Below are 21,103 nucleotides of genomic sequence, written 5' to 3'. Positions count from 1 at the left end.
ACCGCTTCGAAGCGGCTTAACTTGGCATATAAACACTTAACGCCAATCAATAGCTGCTTTGATGTCCTCGCTCTTGTCCTTCCCAAGTAAGTTAATATTTTATTTATCGACCTATAAACCAATATTGGTACTTATCTATAACCGTCTCTGAATGCATATTTGTGTCATGGCAGAACAATGCGCGATTTATATTAATAGGGGGATCTTCTGATGACTTTAGGACGGTATTATTGAAGTTGGCGCTAGTCACATATACATGGTTGCTATGATTAACGAAATCGAGGTAATCTAAAATGATTGTTTTTCAACGGAGTTGGGCTGTTGAGGGGGAATCAGAAGATAATTAACCTCAGTTTTGGATAATAAACGGTTTTCAAACAGCCTGGTGAGTAAAGCACAGTGTAGGTTTGATTTTGTAGATTTGGTATGACTCCCGTTTAAACGTTTTATCCTGTCTATTATCCGCGAGGTGAGGTTAGTTAATAATAATTATAACTTTAGACATAAATCATTACTCATTATGAGGTTTTTACATGGAAGCAGTCACACAATTTGTCAATATGGTTAACGGTATAGTATGGGGTGTTCCCATGCTAATTATGATTTTAGGTGTCGGGCTATTTCTGTCGATTGGCTTAAAATTCATGCCTATTTTAAAGCTAAATCGAGGCTTTAGATTGTTATGGGCGGGTCGTCAGGTTACAGATGATAGCGAAAAGGGTGATGTCAGCCCGTTTAATGCATTAATGACCTCATTATCAGCCACTATTGGTACCGGTAACATTGCGGGTGTGGCAACGGCGATTTTTATTGGTGGTCCGGGTGCGCTATTTTGGATGTGGTGTACGGCGCTCGTGGGTATGGCGACTAAGTTTTCGGAAGCTGTTTTGGCGGTGAGGTTTCGTGAAACAGATGCTAATGGCAACCATGTTGGTGGCCCTATGTATTACATCAAAAACGGTTTAGGCAGTAAGTGGGCTTGGTTAGGTACTGCATTTGCTATTTTTGGCTCTATTGCTGGTTTTGGTATTGGTAATACCGTACAAGCTAACTCGGTTGCGGATGCGATGAGCAGTAATTTTGGCGTGCCTAGTTGGGTGACCGGCGTGGTGTTAATGGTGCTGGTTGGTGCGGTACTGATGGGCGGTATTAAGCGTATTGCAGAAGTAGCTGGTAAGCTAGTGCCATTAATGACAGTGTTTTATATTACTGCGGGTTTAGCGGTATTGATTGTTAATGCAGCGCAAGTACCCGCGGCTTTTCTGTTAATTATTGAAAGTGCTTTTAACCCGGTCGCAGCCCAAGGTGGTTTTGCAGGCGCAGCGGTATGGGCTGCAATTCGATTTGGTGTAGCGCGAGGCGTATTTTCCAATGAAGCTGGTTTAGGTAGTGCCCCGATTGCTCATGCCGCAGCACAAACTAATAATCCTGTAAAACAAGGTTTAGTCGCTATGTTAGGCACGTTTATTGACACCCTTATTGTGTGTTCAATTACCGGTTTGGCTATTGTGGTTTCTGGTGCGTGGACATCAGGTGAAAATGGCGCGGCGTTAACCTCATTGGCATTTTCAAATGCATTGCCTATGGGAAATTATATTGTGGCAATTGCATTGGCTATATTTGCCTTTACCACCATTTTAGGTTGGAGTTTTTACAGTGAAAAATGTGTCCAATACCTTTTAGGTGATAAAGCCGTCAAACCATTTCGTCTAATTTGGACCTTAGTTGTACCGATAGGTGCAGTCAGTTCGTTAGAGTTTATTTGGTTATTAGCTGACACATTAAATGCGATGATGGCGATTCCAAACTTAATTGCGTTGGTGTTGTTAAGTCCTGTGGTGTTTGGCTTAACTCGTGAGTATTTTATTAAGCAACGAGCTTTGAAAGCTAACGCTTAAACTCGTCTAGTTAACGACTCACGTTAATATTTCGCAATTGTGGTTAAGCATGTTCATTGGTAAATAGATGAACATGCTTCCTTAAAAGGATTTTTATGAAACATCTTACTTTTGCTGTATCAAGCGCAGCGTTATTGATGGTGATGCTCTTGTCCGGGTGTTCTAATCTGTCGCTGCGAACAAATGCGGGTACCATTGCGCTTGGCAATGCCAAGATAGCAGAGATTGATACTTATACCTCTGGAGAAATATCCCGGTTCAAAGCAAAGTTTCTAGGCGATGTGACCACTTCATATTGTGAAGTCTCATCGGATCCTGATAAGTTAGATGATCTCCCTAGCTTGTCTTCAATGACTAAATCGCTCAAATTACAAGTGAAACAACGTGGTGGAAATGCCATTGTTATGAAGCAATGCGGCAAAGTTAATTACCCATCGTGTGCTGTGTATTTAGAGTGTAATGGTGAGGCGTATGTCATCGACCGAGGCATTTAGATAGATTCGTTACTTAGTGTCTATTAGTGCAATATAGTGAGCGTTACCTGCATCATTTAAAAGAAGTTTATTTTTATTTTTAATAGGTTAAGTGTGACTATCGCGCACTTAACCTATTACATTATCACTGTGGTTTATTCGAAATTGTTATCAAACTCTGAGTCTTCAAATAAGTCGACGGCAGAACTTGGAACAACATTTTTGAATTGGCGAGCAAAATGGCGTTGCACCCCTTTGAGGTCGATATTGCCTATTCCTGAGGCAAAACCAAACCAAGCATAAAGCCCGCTAATATCTTCAAACATCGGAGGTAAATACTTAGGGTGGGCAATAATACCTTCTTGATAAGCTTGGTACAGTACCGGAATATCCTCAATGGCTAATTTGCCTAAAAATAGCATAGGGATTAACTCAGGTAGCCCAGTGCTGATGGCACTACGAATAAAGTTAATATTTTCTACATAACCGCGCACGTAAGAGATGTCTTTAGTAAAAAAGCTACCGCCGCCTACCATGCCACCACGAAATACCCGTTGAGTTACCCGATAGCTGTCTTTTGAGCTTAAATTAAGGTCCCTGAAATAGCGGTACACTTCAATAAAATCAGCCCCTTTCTCTGCCATGTCTACCGCAGATACTCGATCGCTAATACGTCGAGCGCGGCCCGGATTTGAGCTTAAGGTGAGCATTTCCATGAGCACAGCTAAGCCTTCTTGCGAAGCGGTAACGCGTGGTGATCCAACGCTGAGCCAAGTGGCATGAGGTTGAGCTCGGCCATTGAGTGTGGTGCCCACATGAACCCAGCCTTCATGAACTTCATAGATATTCAGATCTGATTCGCTGAACATGGCGCGAGTATTGAGCTTAACCGTATCGCCACCGACGGCGGCATCGGACACAATACCATCACTCAATTTAACGTGAATTTCATCATTATGAAAATACTTCACTAAGCGTTCGCTGAGGACATTTACCGCTTCTGGTGCCGTTACAATCTTAGGATGGCGGCTATTCATGTGGCGCGCCGCTGGCAAAGAAAATATATGGCTTAAGCGATCGCCCAGTTGGCGTAATGTATGGCGATCGCCATGTAATTTGTGGCTGGCACTGCCGTAAAGCTCTTGGCTCAGTTTACCAAACATCGGCTTGCCACGATTATGCAGCATGTCTATTACTATGCGATATTGATCAATATTGGCCAGTAAAATTTTACCTAATTTATCGCGTTTACCTAAACCACGCTCAACGGCAGTTTTTAAACCTTGCAGGTCTGTTTGAGTTTGATCTGCGTTAAACGATAGCGGAATTGACTGATAAAAGTCATTACTAACGTTGGGTAATTGTTTACTTTTTTGCGCTAAAAAATCATCTTCAATTTGTCTTGGCCATTTTATTGAGTCTAAAATTTTAATTGGCGCTTGGATGCGAATTAATTCATCAGAAAAACGACGAATATCTTGTTGATAACGCAATAAAGAGTCAGACATTGTCTTTTCCTAATCTAGAGAAGTTGTTAGTAGTGCTAGCGGCCATATTAGCAGATGTTGATCATAAAACTGCAATGAAAAAATAACCATCTAGTCAGCACTATTTTAGTGCAATTTATCATGGCGTATAGCAATGTCTTAAGGGTGGTTTTTTTAAGTTACTAAAAATATTCAATTATTTTCTTGGCATTAAAACTGCTTTACCTAAAGTAGTAATAATTAAAAGGAAAATTTATGGCAGCGATGAGCTATTTAAGTGTGATTGAGCGTTATCATGAATATGAGCATTTAGTGCACGAGCTACTAGAGTCTATTTTGATTGGTGTGGGCGATATTAATTTATTCGAGCAACCTATATCGGCTAAAATTTTTGAAGATATGGCGATAAGCTATCCCTTCGTGGAACTGATTTATTTATTGAATGCTCAGGGCATACAGATTTGCCCCAATATCAGCGTCATTAACCAGCAGGTTAAATTAATGAATTGCGGTGACCGTGCAGATCGAAGTCAGCGGCCTTACTTTACCCAATTGACTGCGGTTGATACTGTGCATATTACTCGACCTTATTTGTCTAATTCTGGTGGTGGCTTGTGTTTGTCTGCATCACAAATGATTAAATCTGCGTCTGGGCAAGTGGTAATTGTGGTTATTGATGTCAACTTAACGCGCTTAATTGAGTTTATGATGGGTGACAGTGCTAGACGCAAAATGTCGCCTTTTTTTAAAAGTATTTATGCTGCAATTGTACTGGGCCTTTTTGTGTTAGTGAGCGTGCTAATGTGGACTGTAGTTCGTGACATTTATACCCTTTTTAGCCAAATTTCTGCTACCCATGATCCATTGCAACCCTTCGGCATTATTATTTTTCTTACCTTGGCATTAGCCATTTTTGATTTGGGTAAAACCATTTTGGAAGAAGAAGTATTGATGCACAAAGATATTTTTCGTCACAGTTCAACTCGACGAACGATTACGCGGTTTATTTCGACCATTTTGATTGCGATTTCAATCGAAGCCTTGTTGACTATGTTTAAAGCGTCGCTAGGGGAAAAGCAATATATTGAGCCAGCAATTTTAATGATGTTAGCCGTAGTGGGCTTGTTGGTAGGGCTGGGAATCTATGTCTATCTAGGGGCCAAAGCCGAGCTGCTGCTCACCCAAACCCAAGCGGGTAAGCATATGCGGCGCGAACAAATTAAAAGCGTATAACATATTGATCAGCGCCTAACATCCGCTGAGATAAAGATGATAATACAGACAGGGATAAACGCTATAAGCGTTTATCCCTATTTTTTAGAAAAAGTCATCGTCACCAATTGCTTTGCGTAATTGGGCTTGTTCGAGAAAATCTTCTAATCTTCGTTTCACTTGGCGTTTATGCTGTAAACTTTCGGCAGACTTAACGTTTCTAGGCGTCGTCATCGCATCTATTTCTGTGTCATCAGGCACTATTTCACTAATATTAGCCATCACAAAACCCTCATGTAAAATAAAAGCGTGGTATTAATTCAATGAGCATTTTCTAACTAAAAAAACGTTAATAGGGAAGTAAAATATTTTTCCTTAATTGGACAGCTATTTTTACCCTTCGTTTTGAGCTTAGCAGTAAATGTATTTCTTGCTAGTAAAACATAAAGCCAAGTGCGAAGAGTGCATGCTTAAACAAGTATTATCTATGCCATGATGTCGCCAGAGAATACTGCTTCTATCTGCTACAGATAGAAAAACGCCACCTGTTAATGAGGTGGCGTTGATATACTCATAAAGCGAGCCAGTAATGGTGTTACTCGTTATAGTGTAAACCCGTAAGAGTAGCCTAAAACAACTTTTGCATCATTGTCTGGTAAGTCAGTATCAGAAGCCATGAAGGATACGGTACCTATGTCTGTTTCAGCACTTAATGTGACGTTGTAGTCTGCATAAGTGTCACCGAACAAATCTTCAACTACATCGCCTTGTGAATAACCATAGTGGAATGCGACGCTGAGCTTTTCTGTTAACGGGAAGCTGGCATTGGCCTGGATATAGCTCCAATCTGTTTCGTCACTGGCACCAGAAACACCTGAATCAGCATTAATTACTTTAGAATAGCCAACATCTAGCCATTTCCATCCAAGAGTGAGCGCGACTTCACCAAAATCAATACTGCCACCAGCATCTGGGTAAGCATAATAAAGGTAGCTAATGTCGTAAGTTAAGTCTTCAGTAAAGTTACCACCATAACCGCCGTACAAATCTAACTCGTAACTGGTTTCATCACCGAAATCGACATTAGATACCCAAGTGCCAGCATAAAAACCAGAGTCATGAGCATAATCAATGCCACCTTGAACCGCAGCCGCATCATTAGTTTGTGTGGTGCCACGCCATAAATAGTTTGATGTTGCGCCAATATTACCCGTAACTTCAGCAAGGGCAGAGCCACTCAGTAATAAGCCTGTTGATAATGCAATTGCTTGATATAGTGATTTTTTCATCTTCATCCCTTAACGTTTTATTATCAATGAGGCATTTATGTGTCACTAAATGAACTCAATGTTGGTTTGTCTGAATATTAATTAGCGAATCGCATGCCAACTCTATTTTCTTATTAAAGTCAGCTGCTTATGTATTTATGGATCATTTTGTTGCATATTTGTTGCAACTTAATGATGCAAGCTCGCCCCTTTTTTGTGCAACAGTGCTCAGCATCCCAATATTCGTTGATGTTGAATTAAGAGATAATATTGTTTGCAGAGGATAAATATAAAAAGCAGGCAATAAAAAACCTCCATAAAGGAGGTTTCTAGCAAAAAAAGAGTAAACGAATAATTAATTAACGCTATCTTTTAGTGTTTTTCCAGCTTTAAACTTAGGCACTGTAGCTGCTGCGATTTGAATTTCTTTGCCAGTTTGTGGATTACGACCAGTACGCGCGGCACGTTGAGTGGTTTCAAAAGAACCAAAGCCAACAATAGAAATTTTATCACCATTTTTCATGGCTTCAGTTACCGCTTGTTCGAAAGACTTTAGAGCGCGGCCAGCTTCAGCTTTTGTTAGTTCCGCATTTTCAGCGATTTTTGCAATTAATTCACTTTTGTTCATATTGATATTCTCTGCTTTCCATAGAAGTGTTTTTTTAAAACATGATTAACATGCCACAAGCGATGCTGGTTTAAAAGCACTTTATCCCATAAATTCAGTATCTGTAATGGTTTTAAAGCAAAATTAGCACAAATAATGTCTTTATTTGCCTTGTTGTTACTCTTCTAAGAGCTGATAAAGAATTTTCTTAACTAACTGCGGCTCGAAAGGCTTGTCACAAAGCGCATTGACGCCAGCACTAAATACATTACTCAGATGAGTGTCGTTGGCTTCTGACGATACCATTAGGATTGGAATATGAGATTGTTGACTGTGGTTACGGATGTACTGAGTCAGTGCAAGTCCGTCTACCGAGGGCATATTGTAATCAGTGATCACTAAATCATACATATTGTCTTTCATTAGGCTAATCGCTTGTTCACCATCAACAGCCTCAGTAATTAGCTGTATGCCTAAATTGCCTATGGTGCGCTTAATAACATTTCGTGCCATTCGGCTATCATCAACCACCAATACTCTAATGCTGTGAACATCAAAGTGGGTTAAATCGAGCTCGTCATTGCTCAGTAAATCAATGGTTGAGTTAAGTGCCGTAGCTAAGTGTTCGGCATTAAATGGTTTTGGTAAAATAGCCACCACGCCTGATTGTCTAAAAATTTCTAGCTGTTCACGACGACACTCACTGGAAACCAGCATAAATTGAATATCACTCAATGCTGGAGTCATTTTAATGTACTGCAATAACTCAGTGGCTTCGCCATCGATAAAATGCAGTGCGCTGGCAATTAAGTCTGGTTTATGGCGATGGATTATCTCTTTAGCTTCAGCAATGGTTGCGGCAGTTTGGATGCTGCTGACACCTTCTTGCTGAAGGCGAGTAATAATGATCTTACGTTGAGTCTCGGAAGGCTCAAGTAATAGGATGGATAATTCACTTGGAGATAAGCTAGTCATAATTCACGTTCCACAGATATTTATTATTAGTATTATTTTTAATGTTGCATGTGTGAATAAATTGTACACTAAAAAAATGCTAGAGATGATAGTTAAGCTAGGCCTATAGCACTTGGTGTTTATTTTTGAGCAAGATAGTCTCTGGTCGCGTTCGACAGACCAACCCACCATTGAAACACCACCACACTTAACAGTAATAACCATAGCGGAATTAATGGAATATTATAGCCTCGAAATACCAGTTTGACGTCTTCAGGGGTGATTTGATAGGCAATCAACGCCGTTGTTGTCATTGCAACTAACCCTAGGCTTTGTAAGGCGACATAGCTGAGTAGCAGTACTTTTGTCCATGGCGCACGTATTAGTAAACCAATAAAAACCGGTATCACTCCCAGAGTTAATAAGTCAAAGGCTTCAAAGGTGATCGCGCGCCAAATAGCAACAAGAGTGAGTACAACATACAGTGAGATAAGGATCATCACTCTAACGGGCATTCGTTGGGCTGAATTTTGGTTCATATTGATCATCGTACTGGAGAATTTGAGGTAGAATATCGCACAAAACAGAGTGATGGGTATATTTTGATGACAGAAACACATTTTTGGGCGCTAGTGACCCGCGATAAACCTGAGCAGTCTTCTGCAGATCTCACCCTGAGTTTACGCCAGCAATTAGAAAGCTTGGACGATGAAGCACTCAAGGCATTCGATAAAATATTAGGCCAACAATTACGTCGCAGTTATTCCTGGTCGATTTGGGGAGCAGCATACATAGTGACAGGTTGCGATTCTGATGATGCTTTTACTGAGTTTAGGTGTTTTTTATTGTCGTTAGGTCAGCAATGGTACAACAAGATTATCGCCAATCCAGATAGCTTAGGGGAATTAGAACATTGGCCGTTAGTGGACGATTATGCCTACCCGTTTGTTGAAGATTATGATTTGATTGCAGGACAAGTCTACGAAGACCGCACTGGCTTAGAGCTGCCATTCTTACCCTCAGGACACAGTACTCCAGAAGGGAAAAAATTTAGCACTAAACCAAAAATTATGCGTCAAACCTATCCTTTATTGAGTGCGCGTTTTCCATTTTAGTGGACCGCTTGATCTTAGGCGTTGTTAAGCTTTGGTTCAGCTTATGAGGACTATAGTCAATTTATAGTGATGATAGCTTAATGGCTAACATTTGATTTGATGATAAGTATCGGCGTGCAAATATGGTCAAAGTTGCTTTAACAGAAGCTGAATAGCGTTATCTAAAGCAGCCGTTTAAACCTGTGTTATCACAAGCGCCTAAGTCTCAGGAGGTCAATTATGAATGTAAAATATATAATGCTAGCTTCGGTATTAGTATCCCAAATTGTTATGGCTGAAGATGCGCCACCACCTAATCCTGTTACTGAAGTTGGGCTGGTAAAAATTGAATGGCAAAATCCAAAAGATTTCAGTGATATCAGAACTTCTAACGAGCTTCAGTCACGATTTGAAAACCGTTTATTTGACACTTTAACCAAGAATATCAATAAAGAAGCCGAAAAAAACCTCAAGCCAGGACAGACACTGCAAATGACAGTGACTAACTTTGATCTAGCGGGAGACATGCGACCAACATTTGGTGCCACGCCGGGTGATTTACGTGTTGTAAAAGATTTATACCCACCCAGAGCCACCTTTAGTTACACGATTAAAGAAGGTGACAAGGTGATTATTGTTGGTGATGAGAAAATCACAGATATGAGTTTTATGTCTAACTCACATCGCTTTAATGACCGACCATTTCAGTACGAAACAACTTTATTTACCGATTGGTTACAAAAGAGTGTCGCACCTAAACTATAGCCCTTGGCGACAGTACTTAGGATTATATCGATAAGGTTGATTTAGTGCAGGGGTTGTCTGTTTTATCTGTAGTGACTTGATGAATCGTTGTTGATAACCAAATGTGCCAGTGACGCTGGTTACGCTTGATTGTCGCCATTGGGTTTTATCAATGATTGTCGCCGCAACATGTAAAGGTCATATCAACTAAGGTTGCTCCTGCATGAAGATTCCGCAGGAGCATAAAGATTATTTAGACAGTTTAAATACTTGCAGCGTTTGCAGTAAAGTCGCAAGTTTTTTGACAAAGGCTTCGAGAGTTTCAGGTGCGACATGAGTACTACTCTGCATCGCATCAAACTCAGCTACCAATTCTTGTACATAGGGCAAGAAACGGTTGCTACTTTCCGTAAATCCTTGATCTTCAGTAAAGATAGCCACAAACTTACCATGTCCTGCTTTACGCAATTCGTCAAGGCGAGCATCAGAGTCAATCGCTTGTCTATAGGCTATTTGCAGGTTTTCTTTTATCTGTAGAAAAACATTGGTGTACGGCATAATTGCCTCATAGTGCATTTGTAAATAATAAAGCTAATTATAAGGAGCCGCTATGCTGGCAACAAGGAAAAGTCCGCTTATTTTTAATATAGGGATGATTTATCGTCGTTTACAGCGATATAGCTTTAGTTTAGTGGTATTTCTACTGTGTTTTGGCTCTACATCGGCAACGGCATTGGATTCGCCAGTATTTTATAAAATTGAGTATCAACAACAGCAAGCGTATTTATTGGGTTCAATTCATATCGGTCGCCAAGATTTTTACCCATTAGGACAACATATTGAGTCGGCATTTAAACAAGCAGATGCACTCGTGGTTGAGGCCGATATTAGCCAAGGTGACACGGGAGCGCTATTACAGCAGTACGGTGCTTTGTCTGCCGATATTGCCGCAGACGTTAATGTGACACGCCAAGTTTATTGCCAAAGTCATCAAAGTTTGTGTCAGGCATTAGCACCATATGCTCCCTGGTTACAGTCAGCACAAATTAGTATGGGCCGTTTTGCGCAATTGGGTTATAGCGCAGACCAAGGCGTCGATGCTTATTTTATGGCAAATCGCAGTGACAAAGCCCTAGTTGAACTTGAAAGTATGCAGTTTCAATTTGAATTAATTTCATCATTTTCAACCGCGACCCAGATGCAAATGCTGGATGATTCGATCAACGTCAGTGATGCCGAAATGCTTGATTTAATTTATGCTTGGCGCCAAGGCGATGCCAGTGCATTGGCAACCATTATGGAATCGCAAGCGGGCGATGCCAATGAATTGCTTGAAAAATTACTGTGGCAACGCAATCACACTATGGCGCAAAAAATTATCCAGTTGCTACAACAGCGTAATTATAAACAGCTGTTTATTGTGGTTGGAGCAGGCCATATTGTTGGTCAGCAAGCCATTCCTGACTTACTTAAACAGCAAGGTGCAACGGTCACCCGTTGTACCTTTTTGCAGTGTTAAGGAGAATGTTGTGCGTCCACAAGGGCCAATAATAGTATAACTTTATGCTTATATTGGCTTTGATTGACCAAGAAAATGAACATATCGACCTAAGGATAAATATGGCTCACGTTGTGAATAAGCCAATTCCATTTCAATAAGCTGATGTTTATCGAAGTTGGGCGGGAGATTATTTTTTAAGTAATCATTAATCACCCTAACCCCAGACTGACTGATCATCGACAGTTGCCATTGGGCAAACCAAGCGCGAACATCTGCAATATACAGGGGATGGTTGGGGGTTAATCCAACCTTCTTTTTAACCTTAAAATCACGCTTAACATAGTCAAAGTTGCCTGAAATTAAACTGTGAAAGCGCAATGCTTCCTTATTAAAAAACATCAGCGAAAATAACCCATTCGGTTTTAGCAGGCTTAGTAACCCATGCAAAGTCGATTCAGCATCAGTGAGCCATTCGGCTACAGCGTGGCATAAGATGACATCAAACAGACCAAACTGCTGCACGGTTAGTGCTTGAATAGGGCTATGCACTAACTCGATTGATAATTCTGTGTCTGAGGCGGCAATCTGTTGTTGGGCTATGGCCAACATCTGCTCAGAAATATCACATAGCACCACATCATGACCCAACGCCGCCAGTTTTTGGCTCAAAAAACCAAATCCTCCCCCAGCATCTAAAATGCGTAATCGTGGTTTATTCAAGCGAGTTAATGCTGGGATTAAGTCTCGCCACAATACTGCAGCACGGATTTCACCTTTAGTTGTGCCATAGATGTTTTGCGCAAACTTTTGACTAAGAGTATCGAAATTTTTATCTTGCACGATTTAAGTTACATCACGTTATTGAGCCGATATGGAGTAACGTAATTGTCGCACTGTAGGCTGAATAAGGTAAAGACAAATCAGTGATTGTGTATAGAGGGTAAATAAAAGTTTATCGATTAATCAATATAAGCAGCAATGACAACCGACTTTAAACGCATTTTATAATTAGCGGTTTAGCAACAGTAAGAGTCTAAGGTATAATGATCGACTAACCATCTTTGCAGCGCATACTTTTTGCTGCCTATTTAGGGTACAACATTGTGAGTCACGACTACGCTATCGAATTACAGGCGATGCCTTCGCTGTTGTCTTTGTATCGAAAAATCCTATTTGGTCGTAAACCGGGATGGGATCAACAACCACTGCCGAATATTTATGTGCAAGCTTCTAATGTGGTGCTGTCGCAAGAGAAAATTCGGCAATATGCCGCTGTATGTGGTTTTGAATACGATGATAGGGTGTTACCTCCAACGTATTTATATGTGTGGGCATTTCGTTTGCATGCGATGATTTTTACTCATAAAGCCGTGACATTTCCGTTGCTTGGAATGATCCACTTAAAAAATAGTATTAGTGTATTTCGTCCTGTACGTACTGATGAAGTATTGACTGTGCAGTGCGAACTTTCGGCGAGTCGCACTACAGATGCTGGACTTGAGTTTGATTTAGTTTCAAAAGTGTTGGTTGGAGAAGAGCTCGTATGGCAAGCGTTATCAACATACTTATATCGCATTGAGTCTGCTGGGCGGCGGGCTCGTCCGCCTAAAGCGTCTGAGATGGCATGGGAAAATGTCCAGCAATGGCGTTTAACCGATGACTTAGGCCGTCGTTATGCCAAAGCTTCGGGCGATTATAACTTGATCCATTTGCATCCTTTATTGTCAAAACGCTTTGGCTTTGAGCGAGTGTTGGCCCATGGCATGTGGTCTAAAGCGCGTGCATTATCTCAGTTGATGACTTATATCAGTGATCGACCTTTTCAGGTTGATGTTGAATTTAAATTACCTGTATTTATGCCGTCTGAAGTGACATTTGCATTTGAAAGTACTGAGAATGGTAAACGTTTTCAAATACGTGATGTCAAAGGTCGTCGACCGCATTTGCAGGGTGATGTTACCTATTTATAAGCAGATAGACCTCGCTGAGGTGGCTTAAACGTCAGTGGTAAGTCAATTGCGAACATAAAAAAGCTCAGGTTAATACCTGAGCTTTTTTTATGGCAGACTTAAGGTACCGAGTGGCCCATTGCCGCTTCCCAAATGCTAAACCATTGTTGTCGATCAAGTTCAATGTTAGCTGAATTTACCGCGCTGGTGATACGTTCTAGATTACCACTGCCGATAATAGGAGCAGGGCGACTTGGATGCATACGAACCCAAGCATAAATCACTTGGCTAATGTCTTGTGCGCCAACTTGCTGAGCAATATCGTGCAGGGTATTGCGAATTCTCAGTGCTTGGGGCGTGTTCGCTGAAAGGAGATCTCCACCGCCCAAACAAGACCATGCCATTGGGGTGATGCGGTGTTGTTGACACTGATCAAGCACACCATCATGCAAGCTCTGCATGGCTAAAGGCGATATTTCAACTTGGTTAGTGATCAACGGAGCATTGAGGCGTGATTGCAGTAAATCAAATTGGCTGGTGGTAAAGTTAGATACACCAAAGTGGCTGACTTTACCTTGGGCATGCAATTGCTCGAAAGCGGCAGCCATTTCGTCAGCATTCATTAATGGATCGGGGCGATGGATGAGTAACACATCTAAGTGATCAGTTTTTAATTCAGTAAGTGAATTTTCAACACTTTGAATAATATGCGCTTTACTTGTGTCGTAATGATTAACATAACGACCATCATAGCCATCAAACAAGGGTTTAATGCCACACTTACTGATCAACTGCATTTGCTGACGTAACTGTGGTTTAAGGGTTAACGCTTCACCAAATAAGGTTTCACACTGATACATACCATATATATCAGCGTGGTCCATGGTCGTGACGCCAAGATCAAGATAATGCTCAATTAAGCCAAGCAGTTGCTGTGGCGACATATTCCAAGCATCAGCACGCCAAAATCCGGCGATAAAATCAGAAAATCTAAAAGTAGATTGGGTCATAAGTTAATTTTAACCTTAGTTAGGGGTAATAAATGCTTATTAAAGCACTTTTAGATCGGCATTAACTGATAAGCAACTCGCTATCAAAAGCCAACGAATCTTAGCAAGACAGAACAAAATCACTGAGCCAGTGTTATTTTTAGCTATTTACCTCATCCGCTAAATGGATGAGGTCAGTTAATCATTGTTGTAGCATACTTTGACACAATGTTTGACTACATTAGGCGACATAGCATGCCATTGATTTAGCTTGATTAGCTTAAGCACTGGGTTATTTTTGATAAATATGTACATCGCGTTGTGGGAACGGAATACTAATGCCTTCAGCATCAAAGCGTATTTTCACTGCACGAGTAATATCCCAGTAAACCTCCCAGTAATCATCAGGGTTAACCCAAGGCCTGACAACAAAGTCGACTGAAGATTCACCTAATGTGTGCAGTTTTACAATTGGTTCTGGATGTTCTTGCACCTTAGGGTGTTGCTCAACAATACTTTTTAAAATGGTTTCAGCATGTTCAACATTGTCGCTATAACTAATACCAAAAATCATGTCTACGCGGCGCTGATGCTCGGCAGTAATATTGTTAATGGTATCGCCCCAAATTTTATTGTTTGGCACAATCAAGCGTTGGTTATCGAGGGTTTTGATGGTTGTTGATACTAAGCTCATGTGACTCACACGACCGGTAACATTGGCTGCATTAATTAGATCACCGACATCAAATGGACGATAGATTAAGATCATCATCCCAGATGCAAAGTTTGATAATGTGTCTTGTAATGCAAAACCAATAATCACACCGGCAATACCAAAGCCAGCGAGCAAAGGCCCAAGCTCAAACCCGAGCTGTGATAAGGCAATTAATAATCCTAATGCAAATACCACCTTACTGGACAACGAAATAAAGAAGTCTTGCAGTAATTGGCTAAATTGTAATTTTGATGCTTTTACTGTTTTCGAGATGATTTTGGTGACAATTTTGGCCACTAAACTGGCTAAAAATAAAATAAATACAAAGACTAAAATTTTGAAGGTTAAGCTAGGACCATTATTAATGGTTTGATCTTTGATGACGTTAAGCCAGCCTTGTAGCAGATTAGACGCGACACTGAAGTTCAATACATCTTGGGTAATATCACCAGACACGCTAAACAAGGTTTGTTTAAAAGCCGTGACATCTTGGCCTAGTGTTTCGAGCATTCCCGCTGATACAGCTAGGCTTGAGCTACTTTGATCTAAACGTTCTTTTAGTGCCATCACCTCTGCTTTTTGTTCGGCAGTGATATCGGCCCCAGCGCTTTCAGCTTCTGAAACGGCTTTTTGTAATTCATCTTGTGTGTAATGCACTAAACTGTCGAAATGATCGGCGCGTTTGAGCATAAAATCGGTTAATTTCTGTTGTTGAATACTGACATCCATATTCAAGGTTTTAGCCCATTGCAGCGAGGTTAATTGTGCCTTGAGATAGTGGTCTCGTTCAAATTCTCGTTGTGATATAGCTAAGACAACCTTACTTTCATCACCTTGCTTGATATCAAGACGCATAAGCATAATTTGATCGTCTAAATAACTCCCGACACTGTTTAAAAAATCCAGCTGACTTTGAACTAAAGTGATTAGGTATTGCGGGTTTTCATCTGGAGTTTTGATCAACTGCGCAATTATATCGCGTAATTCAGATGACTTGTTCTTAATCCTATATTCAGTAAAGTTACGTAATTCACCTTTTGCTTTAAACAGTAGGCGGGTATCTTGATCAATTGTTTGTTGTAATCGGCTGATTTTATTTTGAGTGTCGGTTAACTGACTGGTGGTGACAATCGGTGCTGTTGCATCTTGTTCTGCGCTAGCTGTTGGCGACATAAACACCATTAAGGTGAATAATATCGTAAATAAAATCCGTAGCATGAAAGGTCGTCCTTTGGCGTTGAGTTGTGCCTATAATAGTGGAAAACGCCTATAGTAGCCAAGTACAGCAATTCTTAGGGTTATTTGTTACACTTGCCGTCATTATTGAACTGAGGAAATTATCATGTCGCTGCAATGTGCTCATTGCTATAAATCTTTTTCAATTGCGAAGGTCAATGACAGTCGTGGTAAAGGTTTGTCGGTTGAGGTGCAATGCCCTCATTGTGCTGCATGGCTTGGGCATAACAAGTTGTTATCAATTGCTAAGATGTTTGGGTTTTATGGTGGTGTAGTTGCCGCGGTAGTCGGTTATTTTTTTGATAATGTAACGTCGATCACCACGCCATTGATTATATTAGCGGTTATCATTGTTGGTTTATCGCATATTATGGACCATTTACAGCTGATCGAAGCCCCTGAAAATGATCCTAGTACAGAACCTGGTGCAAAATAGGTTAATTCACCTCAATCACTTGGCTTTCTAATGAGGCTTCAACGTAGTAAATACCGCCTAGTACAACAACAGCAACAATGGCTATTACTAAAATGATGCCAATGTTTTCACGAATAAATAGTGCCATGGTGTTTGTCCTGTAATGATGATGTTTACTCATGCATTATGTTATGGGTAATAGCTTAAGACTATCTTAAAAATAACGACTTAGTTATTTGTCGGTAGTTTATGATTTTACTGTCAATATGTCGCCATGATTTATCACAATCTAAGTGTTGCTTTTTATTGGTGGTCTTTTACACTAATGGCCACTTTTATTAACCTGATGGATTTTTACTGGTGAGTTCCCGCATCAAAATAAGACAAACTATCGCAATCTGGCTTAGTGCCATTTTGATTGTGTTGTCTGTTGCTGCGTCAGCCCATTCAGTTAGACATCTCGATGACGGTGTAAAAAATCACTGTACCTTGTGTTTTCACCAACTTCATCTTAATAAAACCCTGCAGTTTTCCAGTTTTGTGTTTGCTGTTACTAAGCAAACTTTTGAACTTCAGCAGTATACTCTACCTCCTTTCTCAACGGTTTTTCATCGCTATTACCACAGTCGCGCGCCACCACAATTCCTTTAATTCAACACATTACATTTATTAATTTTTCCGTTATCGGATAGTTCATATTGAACAGCGATAGGCGGATATTTGTTGTATTTTGGAGATTTTATGTCTGCGTTAAACACCCGTGTGTCAATTTTAGCATTAGCTTGTGCTGTGAGTTCGTATTCTGCAATGGCAGAAGATTCTAGTTTAACCAACCCTAATATAAGTGCAGTACTTGATGGTTACTATCAAACAGGTGACCGACCATTAGCTGAGCGTGCAGAAGGTTTTGGTTTAGGTGAAACTGAGTTGGCCTTGAGTGCCAATATTGATGAAATGTTTTACGGTAAAATGACCGCCATTATTGAGTCACATGACGGTGAAACAGAGCTTAATTTAGAAGAAGCCTTTATTCAAACATTAGCTATGCCTTATGGTTTATCGGTTCGTGCAGGTCGTTTTTTATCTGACATTGGCTATTTAAATAACCAACATTTACACACAGACTCATTTTCTGATCGTCCAGCTGCTTACCGTGCATTTTTAGGCGGACATTATTTTGATGATGGTATTCGTTTAAACTATGTCGCGCCAACCGATCTCTACTGGACTCTGGGTGTCGAAGCATTTAAGGGAGAAAGTTTACGTGCGGCGGATGCACATGGTGAGCGCGATTTTGATAACCTTGGGGTGTACAGTGCGTTAACCAAGATGGGGGGTGATATTGGTATAGAAAGTTCTTGGCAGTTAGGCTTAAGTTATCTTCGCAATCAAAATGGTCAAGCTTATGCCGAAGATGAGCATAATGAGGAAGAAGAGGGGCATGATGAAGAACATGCTGGACATAGCCATAGTGCTTCTTATACAGGTAAAAACACCTACATTGCTGATGTTGTTTATAAGTGGGCACCTAATGGTAACTACAAATACCAAAATTTAACTGTCAGTGGTGAATATTTTAGAGTAACTGATATTTTTGCTATGGAACCTGGTCATATTGTTGAGGCCGACCATGAAGATATTAGTAGTGATGACTATCACCAGGGCTGGTACGTCAGTAGTGTGTATCAATTTTCTCCTCGTTGGTCTGCTGGGATTCGTTATGGTCAAGTGGATACTTATGAAGTCCATGGCGATCACCTTCATTCACAACAATTGAAAGAGTCAGAAGTCAGTCTAGCATGGCACAGTAGTCATTTTTCGACAGTGCGCTTGCAATACACTCATCAGACTGGGACTAATTTCGATGGTTTTGAAGATGATAATATCCTTACTTTACAATATGTCATGTCATTAGGAGCTCACGGTGCGCATCAATACTAAATTGCTTTTAGCAGTGGCTTCAATGTCACTGCTGTTTACCGCGACAGCACAAGCGGAACTCAATGTGTTTGCATGTGAACCTGAATATGCAGCACTGACATTAGCGCTAGCACCCGATGCAAAAGTGTATTCGGCAACAACAGCGATGCAAGATCCACATCAAGTACAAGCAAGACCAAGCCTGATTGCGAAGATGCGTCAAGCTGATGTAGTGGTTTGTGCAGGGGCAGACTTAGAAATAGGTTGGCTGCCTATGCTGCAAATGAAGTCGGCTAATCCTCAGGTTAGGTCGACGGATAAGGGCTTATTTTTTGCTGCAGAGCATATTGATACCTTGGATAAGTTAGTCTCAGTGGATCGTTCAATGGGCGATGTTCATGCAAAGGGAAATCCCCATTTGCATCTAGATCCGCAGCGGATGTTAATAGTTGCACAGGCCTTGAGTACCAAATTTACTCAAATCGATCCTGACAATGCCAGTCTTTATCGCCAGTCGTTGGCCGATTTTAGTCAAGCTTGGCAAGCTAAAATACCGCAATGGCAACAGCAGGCTAAAGATTTAGCTGGTAAGAAGGTTATCGCCTACCATTCAAGCTTTCGTTATTTGTTCAAATGGATTGGCATTGAGCAAGTAGCCGATCTTGAGCCCAAGCCGGGTATCGCTCCTACGAGTAGTCATTTAGCCTCTTTGCTTGTTCGTGCGGAAAAAGGCGATGTAATGGCGATTATTGTGGCGTCTTACCAAGATGAGCGTGGGGCAAAATGGTTAGGCGAACGCGCTAATCTGCCAGTATTGGTGCTACCGATATCGGTGGGTGGCAACGAAGAGAGTAAAGACCTGATTAGCTTATACGACAGCATACTTAGCCTATTGAATAAGGTGAAATAACACTATGTTTGATGTTGAGTTACTGTCTATCTTGTTGCCTGCGTTAGCGGCAGGGTTATTGGTATTATCAACCCATGTGCTGTTAGGTCAACAAGTGCTTAAGCGTGGCATTATCTTTATTGATTTGGCTATTGCTCAAGTTGCAGCCTTAGGGGCGATAGTATCGCACATTGATCATAGGCTAGAGGATTTACCCTATGCCCATGTGTGGATGCCTGCGTTGTTTGCTCTAGGCGGTGCAGGCATTATTGCTTGGATGGCAAAGCGGTTAGTCGGTGAGCTCGAGGCATTTATTGGCTGCTTTTATGTGCTCAGTGCGGTGGCGGCAATGTTGTTATTAGCCAACGACCCTCATGGTGCTGAGTTATTAAAGCAATTAATGTCGGGGCAAATATTGTGGGTGAGTTGGTCTCAGTTAGCACTACCGGCAGTGGTTGCTGCCGGTATTCTGGGGATTATTATCGCAAAACCGCAAATATTAGATGGTGCTGGGTTTTATTTTCTATTTGCCTTAGTGATTACTTTGTCGGTGGAACTCGTGGGAGTGTATTTAGTGTTTAGCACCCTAATTTTGCCGGCTTTGGCCTTAAACCAATATCATGGTAAACCCAAACTCGCTTTGGCGTATGGGGTCGGTATTGTGGGTTATATTGCTGGGTTGCTGTTGTCTGCTAGTTATGACTTACCCAGTGGTGCAGCCATAGTGGCAACATTAGCGTTAAGTGCATTTTTATTTAGAATGTTGCTAAAACTGCGATTGCCAGTATTAGCTGGTTAAGCCACTAATAATTAACTTGTTAACCCAATGGCTAATCTTTCATAGAAAGCTTGTTACTCTGCCCCTGCTCACAGGGGCAGAGTATTTCAGCGTACATATGTAAACAAAACGTTGAGTCCCTAGACTAGCATCGCTATACTGACGCCAATTTTATTGCAGGAGTATGCTGTGCTGCTTATCGCTCGTTCAATCATTCTCGCCGTGCTATTATTTTTAGCCTTTATATTTTCGGTTGTCATTTGCCTATTTCGGCCTATGCATCGCGACAATGTACATTTTGTGGCCCGTTTTTTTGGTTCCGTTGCGCCAGTATTGGGCATTAAAGTCATTAAACGTGTTCACTCTGCGAGTGCTACTCCGCAACCTTGTATTTACTTAGCTAATCATCAAAATAATTTTGATTTATTTACCCATACATCAGTGGTGCCTAAAGCGACAGTGAGCTTAGGTAAAAAAAGTTTGCTATGGATGCCGTTATTCGGGCAAATTTATTGGTTATCGGGCAATATTCTTATTGATCGTAAAAACCGTCATAGTGCGTTTGATACTATGGCGAAAACAGTCGATAAGATGAAAAATAAACTCCTGTCAGTGTGGATATTTCCTGAAGGAACTCGTTCTCGTGGTCGTGGATTATTACCCTTTAAAGTGGGTGCTTTTCACACTGCGATAGCTGCCCAAGCACCCATAGTACCAGTCTTAGCGTCTTGTCAGAATCATATAAACCTAAATCGTTGGAACAACGGTGTGGTGATTGTAGAAATGATGGCGCCAGTAGCCACGGCAGGTTTAGATAAAAATGATGTGAAAGCATTAAATGCTAAAGTGCATCAATTAATGTCAGCACGTTTGGTCGAATTGAATAAAGAAGCACAAGCATTAATGCTACAAGCGCAATAATATTGTTATCGGTCGCCTAACATCGCTCATAAACTCGCAACTTGTGTCAGTTT

General features: G+C 41.0%; 24 protein-coding genes. 13 read left to right on the top strand and 11 right to left on the bottom strand.

Features of this window, described 5'->3' with window-relative positions:
- The first annotated feature begins 533 nt into the window (after positions 1–533).
- Positions 534–1,898, top strand: coding sequence for a sodium:alanine symporter family protein (locus tag H5114_RS05495; protein ID WP_124015138.1), 1,365 nt, complete (start codon positions 534–536; stop codon positions 1,896–1,898).
- A 95-nt stretch (positions 1,899–1,993) separates the two neighbouring features.
- Positions 1,994–2,392: a hypothetical protein gene (locus H5114_RS05490; protein ID WP_259395240.1), complete on the top strand. Its 399-nt coding sequence runs from the start codon at positions 1,994–1,996 to the stop codon at positions 2,390–2,392.
- Positions 2,393–2,526: 134 nt separating this feature from the next.
- On the opposite strand, the gene H5114_RS05485 is transcribed toward H5114_RS05490, so the two are convergent.
- Entirely contained in the window at positions 2,527–3,879 is a 1,353-nt protein-coding gene (locus H5114_RS05485) for a flavohemoglobin expression-modulating QEGLA motif protein (RefSeq protein WP_124015137.1), read from the bottom strand.
- A 234-nt stretch (positions 3,880–4,113) separates the two neighbouring features.
- On the opposite strand from H5114_RS05485, the gene H5114_RS05480 reads away from it, so the two are divergent.
- On the top strand, positions 4,114–5,091 hold the full coding sequence (locus H5114_RS05480; protein WP_182696761.1) for a PDC sensor domain-containing protein: 978 nt from the start codon (positions 4,114–4,116) through the stop codon (positions 5,089–5,091).
- Positions 5,092–5,175: 84 nt separating this feature from the next.
- On the opposite strand, the gene H5114_RS05475 is transcribed toward H5114_RS05480, so the two are convergent.
- The 5 genes from H5114_RS05475 to H5114_RS05455 all read right to left on the bottom strand — a co-directional run bounded on the left by H5114_RS05475 (position 5,176) and on the right by H5114_RS05455 (position 8,438).
- The gene (locus tag H5114_RS05475; RefSeq protein ID WP_165870035.1) at positions 5,176–5,352 is read right to left on the bottom strand and encodes a PA3496 family putative envelope integrity protein; all 177 of its coding nucleotides are present in this window, start codon (positions 5,350–5,352) and stop codon (positions 5,176–5,178) included.
- 320 nt (positions 5,353–5,672) lie between these two features.
- Entirely contained in the window at positions 5,673–6,359 is a 687-nt protein-coding gene (locus tag H5114_RS05470) for a TorF family putative porin (RefSeq protein ID WP_182722401.1), read from the bottom strand.
- Between the two features lie 334 nt (positions 6,360–6,693).
- Positions 6,694–6,966: an HU family DNA-binding protein gene (locus tag H5114_RS05465; protein WP_101033991.1), complete on the bottom strand. Its 273-nt coding sequence runs from the start codon at positions 6,964–6,966 to the stop codon at positions 6,694–6,696.
- 156 nt (positions 6,967–7,122) lie between these two features.
- Positions 7,123–7,920, bottom strand: a complete 798-nt coding sequence (locus H5114_RS05460; protein WP_182696760.1) for a response regulator — start codon at positions 7,918–7,920, stop codon at positions 7,123–7,125.
- A 119-nt stretch (positions 7,921–8,039) separates the two neighbouring features.
- Positions 8,040–8,438 carry a hypothetical protein gene (locus tag H5114_RS05455; protein ID WP_235781736.1) on the bottom strand — a complete coding sequence of 133 codons (399 nt, stop codon included), beginning with the start codon at positions 8,436–8,438 and terminating at the stop codon, positions 8,040–8,042.
- A 66-nt stretch (positions 8,439–8,504) separates the two neighbouring features.
- Between H5114_RS05455 and H5114_RS05450 the strand changes: the two genes are divergently transcribed.
- The gene (locus H5114_RS05450) at positions 8,505–9,014 is read left to right on the top strand and encodes a DUF4240 domain-containing protein (protein WP_124015132.1); all 510 of its coding nucleotides are present in this window, start codon (positions 8,505–8,507) and stop codon (positions 9,012–9,014) included.
- A 219-nt stretch (positions 9,015–9,233) separates the two neighbouring features.
- Positions 9,234–9,758: a DUF3016 domain-containing protein gene (locus H5114_RS05445; protein WP_182722400.1), complete on the top strand. Its 525-nt coding sequence runs from the start codon at positions 9,234–9,236 to the stop codon at positions 9,756–9,758.
- Between the two features lie 228 nt (positions 9,759–9,986).
- On the opposite strand, the gene H5114_RS05440 is transcribed toward H5114_RS05445, so the two are convergent.
- Entirely contained in the window at positions 9,987–10,295 is a 309-nt protein-coding gene (locus H5114_RS05440) for a prephenate dehydrogenase (RefSeq protein ID WP_182696758.1), read from the bottom strand.
- A gap of 52 nt (positions 10,296–10,347) precedes the next feature.
- Between H5114_RS05440 and H5114_RS05435 the strand changes: the two genes are divergently transcribed.
- Positions 10,348–11,256, top strand: a complete 909-nt coding sequence (locus H5114_RS05435) for a TraB/GumN family protein (protein WP_182722399.1) — start codon at positions 10,348–10,350, stop codon at positions 11,254–11,256.
- Positions 11,257–11,304: 48 nt separating this feature from the next.
- Here H5114_RS05435 and H5114_RS05430 read toward each other — a convergent pair whose 3' ends face one another.
- Positions 11,305–12,078: a methyltransferase domain-containing protein gene (locus H5114_RS05430; RefSeq protein WP_182722398.1), complete on the bottom strand. Its 774-nt coding sequence runs from the start codon at positions 12,076–12,078 to the stop codon at positions 11,305–11,307.
- A gap of 296 nt (positions 12,079–12,374) precedes the next feature.
- Here H5114_RS05430 and H5114_RS05425 point away from each other — a divergent pair, with 296 nt between their 5' ends.
- Complete coding sequence (locus tag H5114_RS05425; protein ID WP_182722433.1) at positions 12,375–13,208, top strand: MaoC/PaaZ C-terminal domain-containing protein; 834 nt, start codon at positions 12,375–12,377, stop codon at positions 13,206–13,208.
- A gap of 98 nt (positions 13,209–13,306) precedes the next feature.
- Here the strand turns inward: H5114_RS05425 and H5114_RS05420 are convergent, their stop codons facing one another.
- Both H5114_RS05420 and H5114_RS05415 read right to left on the bottom strand, forming a co-directional pair.
- Complete coding sequence (locus H5114_RS05420) at positions 13,307–14,197, bottom strand: aldo/keto reductase family oxidoreductase (RefSeq protein WP_182722397.1); 891 nt, start codon at positions 14,195–14,197, stop codon at positions 13,307–13,309.
- 271 nt (positions 14,198–14,468) lie between these two features.
- Positions 14,469–16,109 (bottom strand): mechanosensitive ion channel family protein, encoded by a 1,641-nt coding sequence (locus H5114_RS05415; protein ID WP_182722396.1) that lies wholly within the window; start codon positions 16,107–16,109, stop codon positions 14,469–14,471.
- Between the two features lie 124 nt (positions 16,110–16,233).
- Between H5114_RS05415 and H5114_RS05410 the strand changes: the two genes are divergently transcribed.
- Entirely contained in the window at positions 16,234–16,563 is a 330-nt protein-coding gene (locus H5114_RS05410) for a hypothetical protein (protein WP_182722395.1), read from the top strand.
- 1 nt (position 16,564) lies between these two features.
- Here H5114_RS05410 and H5114_RS20465 read toward each other — a convergent pair whose 3' ends face one another.
- Positions 16,565–16,690 carry a hypothetical protein gene (locus H5114_RS20465; protein WP_259395238.1) on the bottom strand — a complete coding sequence of 42 codons (126 nt, stop codon included), beginning with the start codon at positions 16,688–16,690 and terminating at the stop codon, positions 16,565–16,567.
- A 212-nt stretch (positions 16,691–16,902) separates the two neighbouring features.
- Here H5114_RS20465 and H5114_RS05405 point away from each other — a divergent pair, with 212 nt between their 5' ends.
- The 5 genes from H5114_RS05405 (at position 16,903) to H5114_RS05385 (ending at position 21,050) form a co-directional block, all read left to right on the top strand.
- Positions 16,903–17,193: an ABC-type zinc uptake system zinc chaperone gene (locus tag H5114_RS05405; protein ID WP_182722394.1), complete on the top strand. Its 291-nt coding sequence runs from the start codon at positions 16,903–16,905 to the stop codon at positions 17,191–17,193.
- A gap of 90 nt (positions 17,194–17,283) precedes the next feature.
- Positions 17,284–18,483 (top strand): hypothetical protein, encoded by a 1,200-nt coding sequence (locus H5114_RS05400; RefSeq protein ID WP_182722393.1) that lies wholly within the window; start codon positions 17,284–17,286, stop codon positions 18,481–18,483.
- Positions 18,467–19,372, top strand: a complete 906-nt coding sequence (locus tag H5114_RS05395; RefSeq protein WP_182722392.1) for a metal ABC transporter solute-binding protein, Zn/Mn family — start codon at positions 18,467–18,469, stop codon at positions 19,370–19,372. The genes H5114_RS05400 and H5114_RS05395 overlap by 17 nt, the downstream gene beginning before the upstream one ends.
- 4 nt (positions 19,373–19,376) lie before the next feature.
- A complete protein-coding gene (locus H5114_RS05390; RefSeq protein ID WP_182722391.1) occupies positions 19,377–20,150 on the top strand; it encodes a metal ABC transporter permease in 774 nt (257 codons plus the stop codon).
- A gap of 168 nt (positions 20,151–20,318) precedes the next feature.
- Positions 20,319–21,050: a 1-acylglycerol-3-phosphate O-acyltransferase gene (locus H5114_RS05385; protein WP_124015122.1), complete on the top strand. Its 732-nt coding sequence runs from the start codon at positions 20,319–20,321 to the stop codon at positions 21,048–21,050.
- Positions 21,051–21,103: the final 53 nt, after the last annotated feature.

The sequence above is a fragment of the Shewanella sp. SR43-8 genome, assembly GCF_014163775.1.
Classification (GTDB): domain Bacteria; phylum Pseudomonadota; class Gammaproteobacteria; order Enterobacterales; family Shewanellaceae; genus Shewanella; species Shewanella vesiculosa.
The sequence above is the reverse complement of the archived record's forward strand: the minus strand, read 5'-3'. Positions and strand labels throughout refer to the sequence as shown.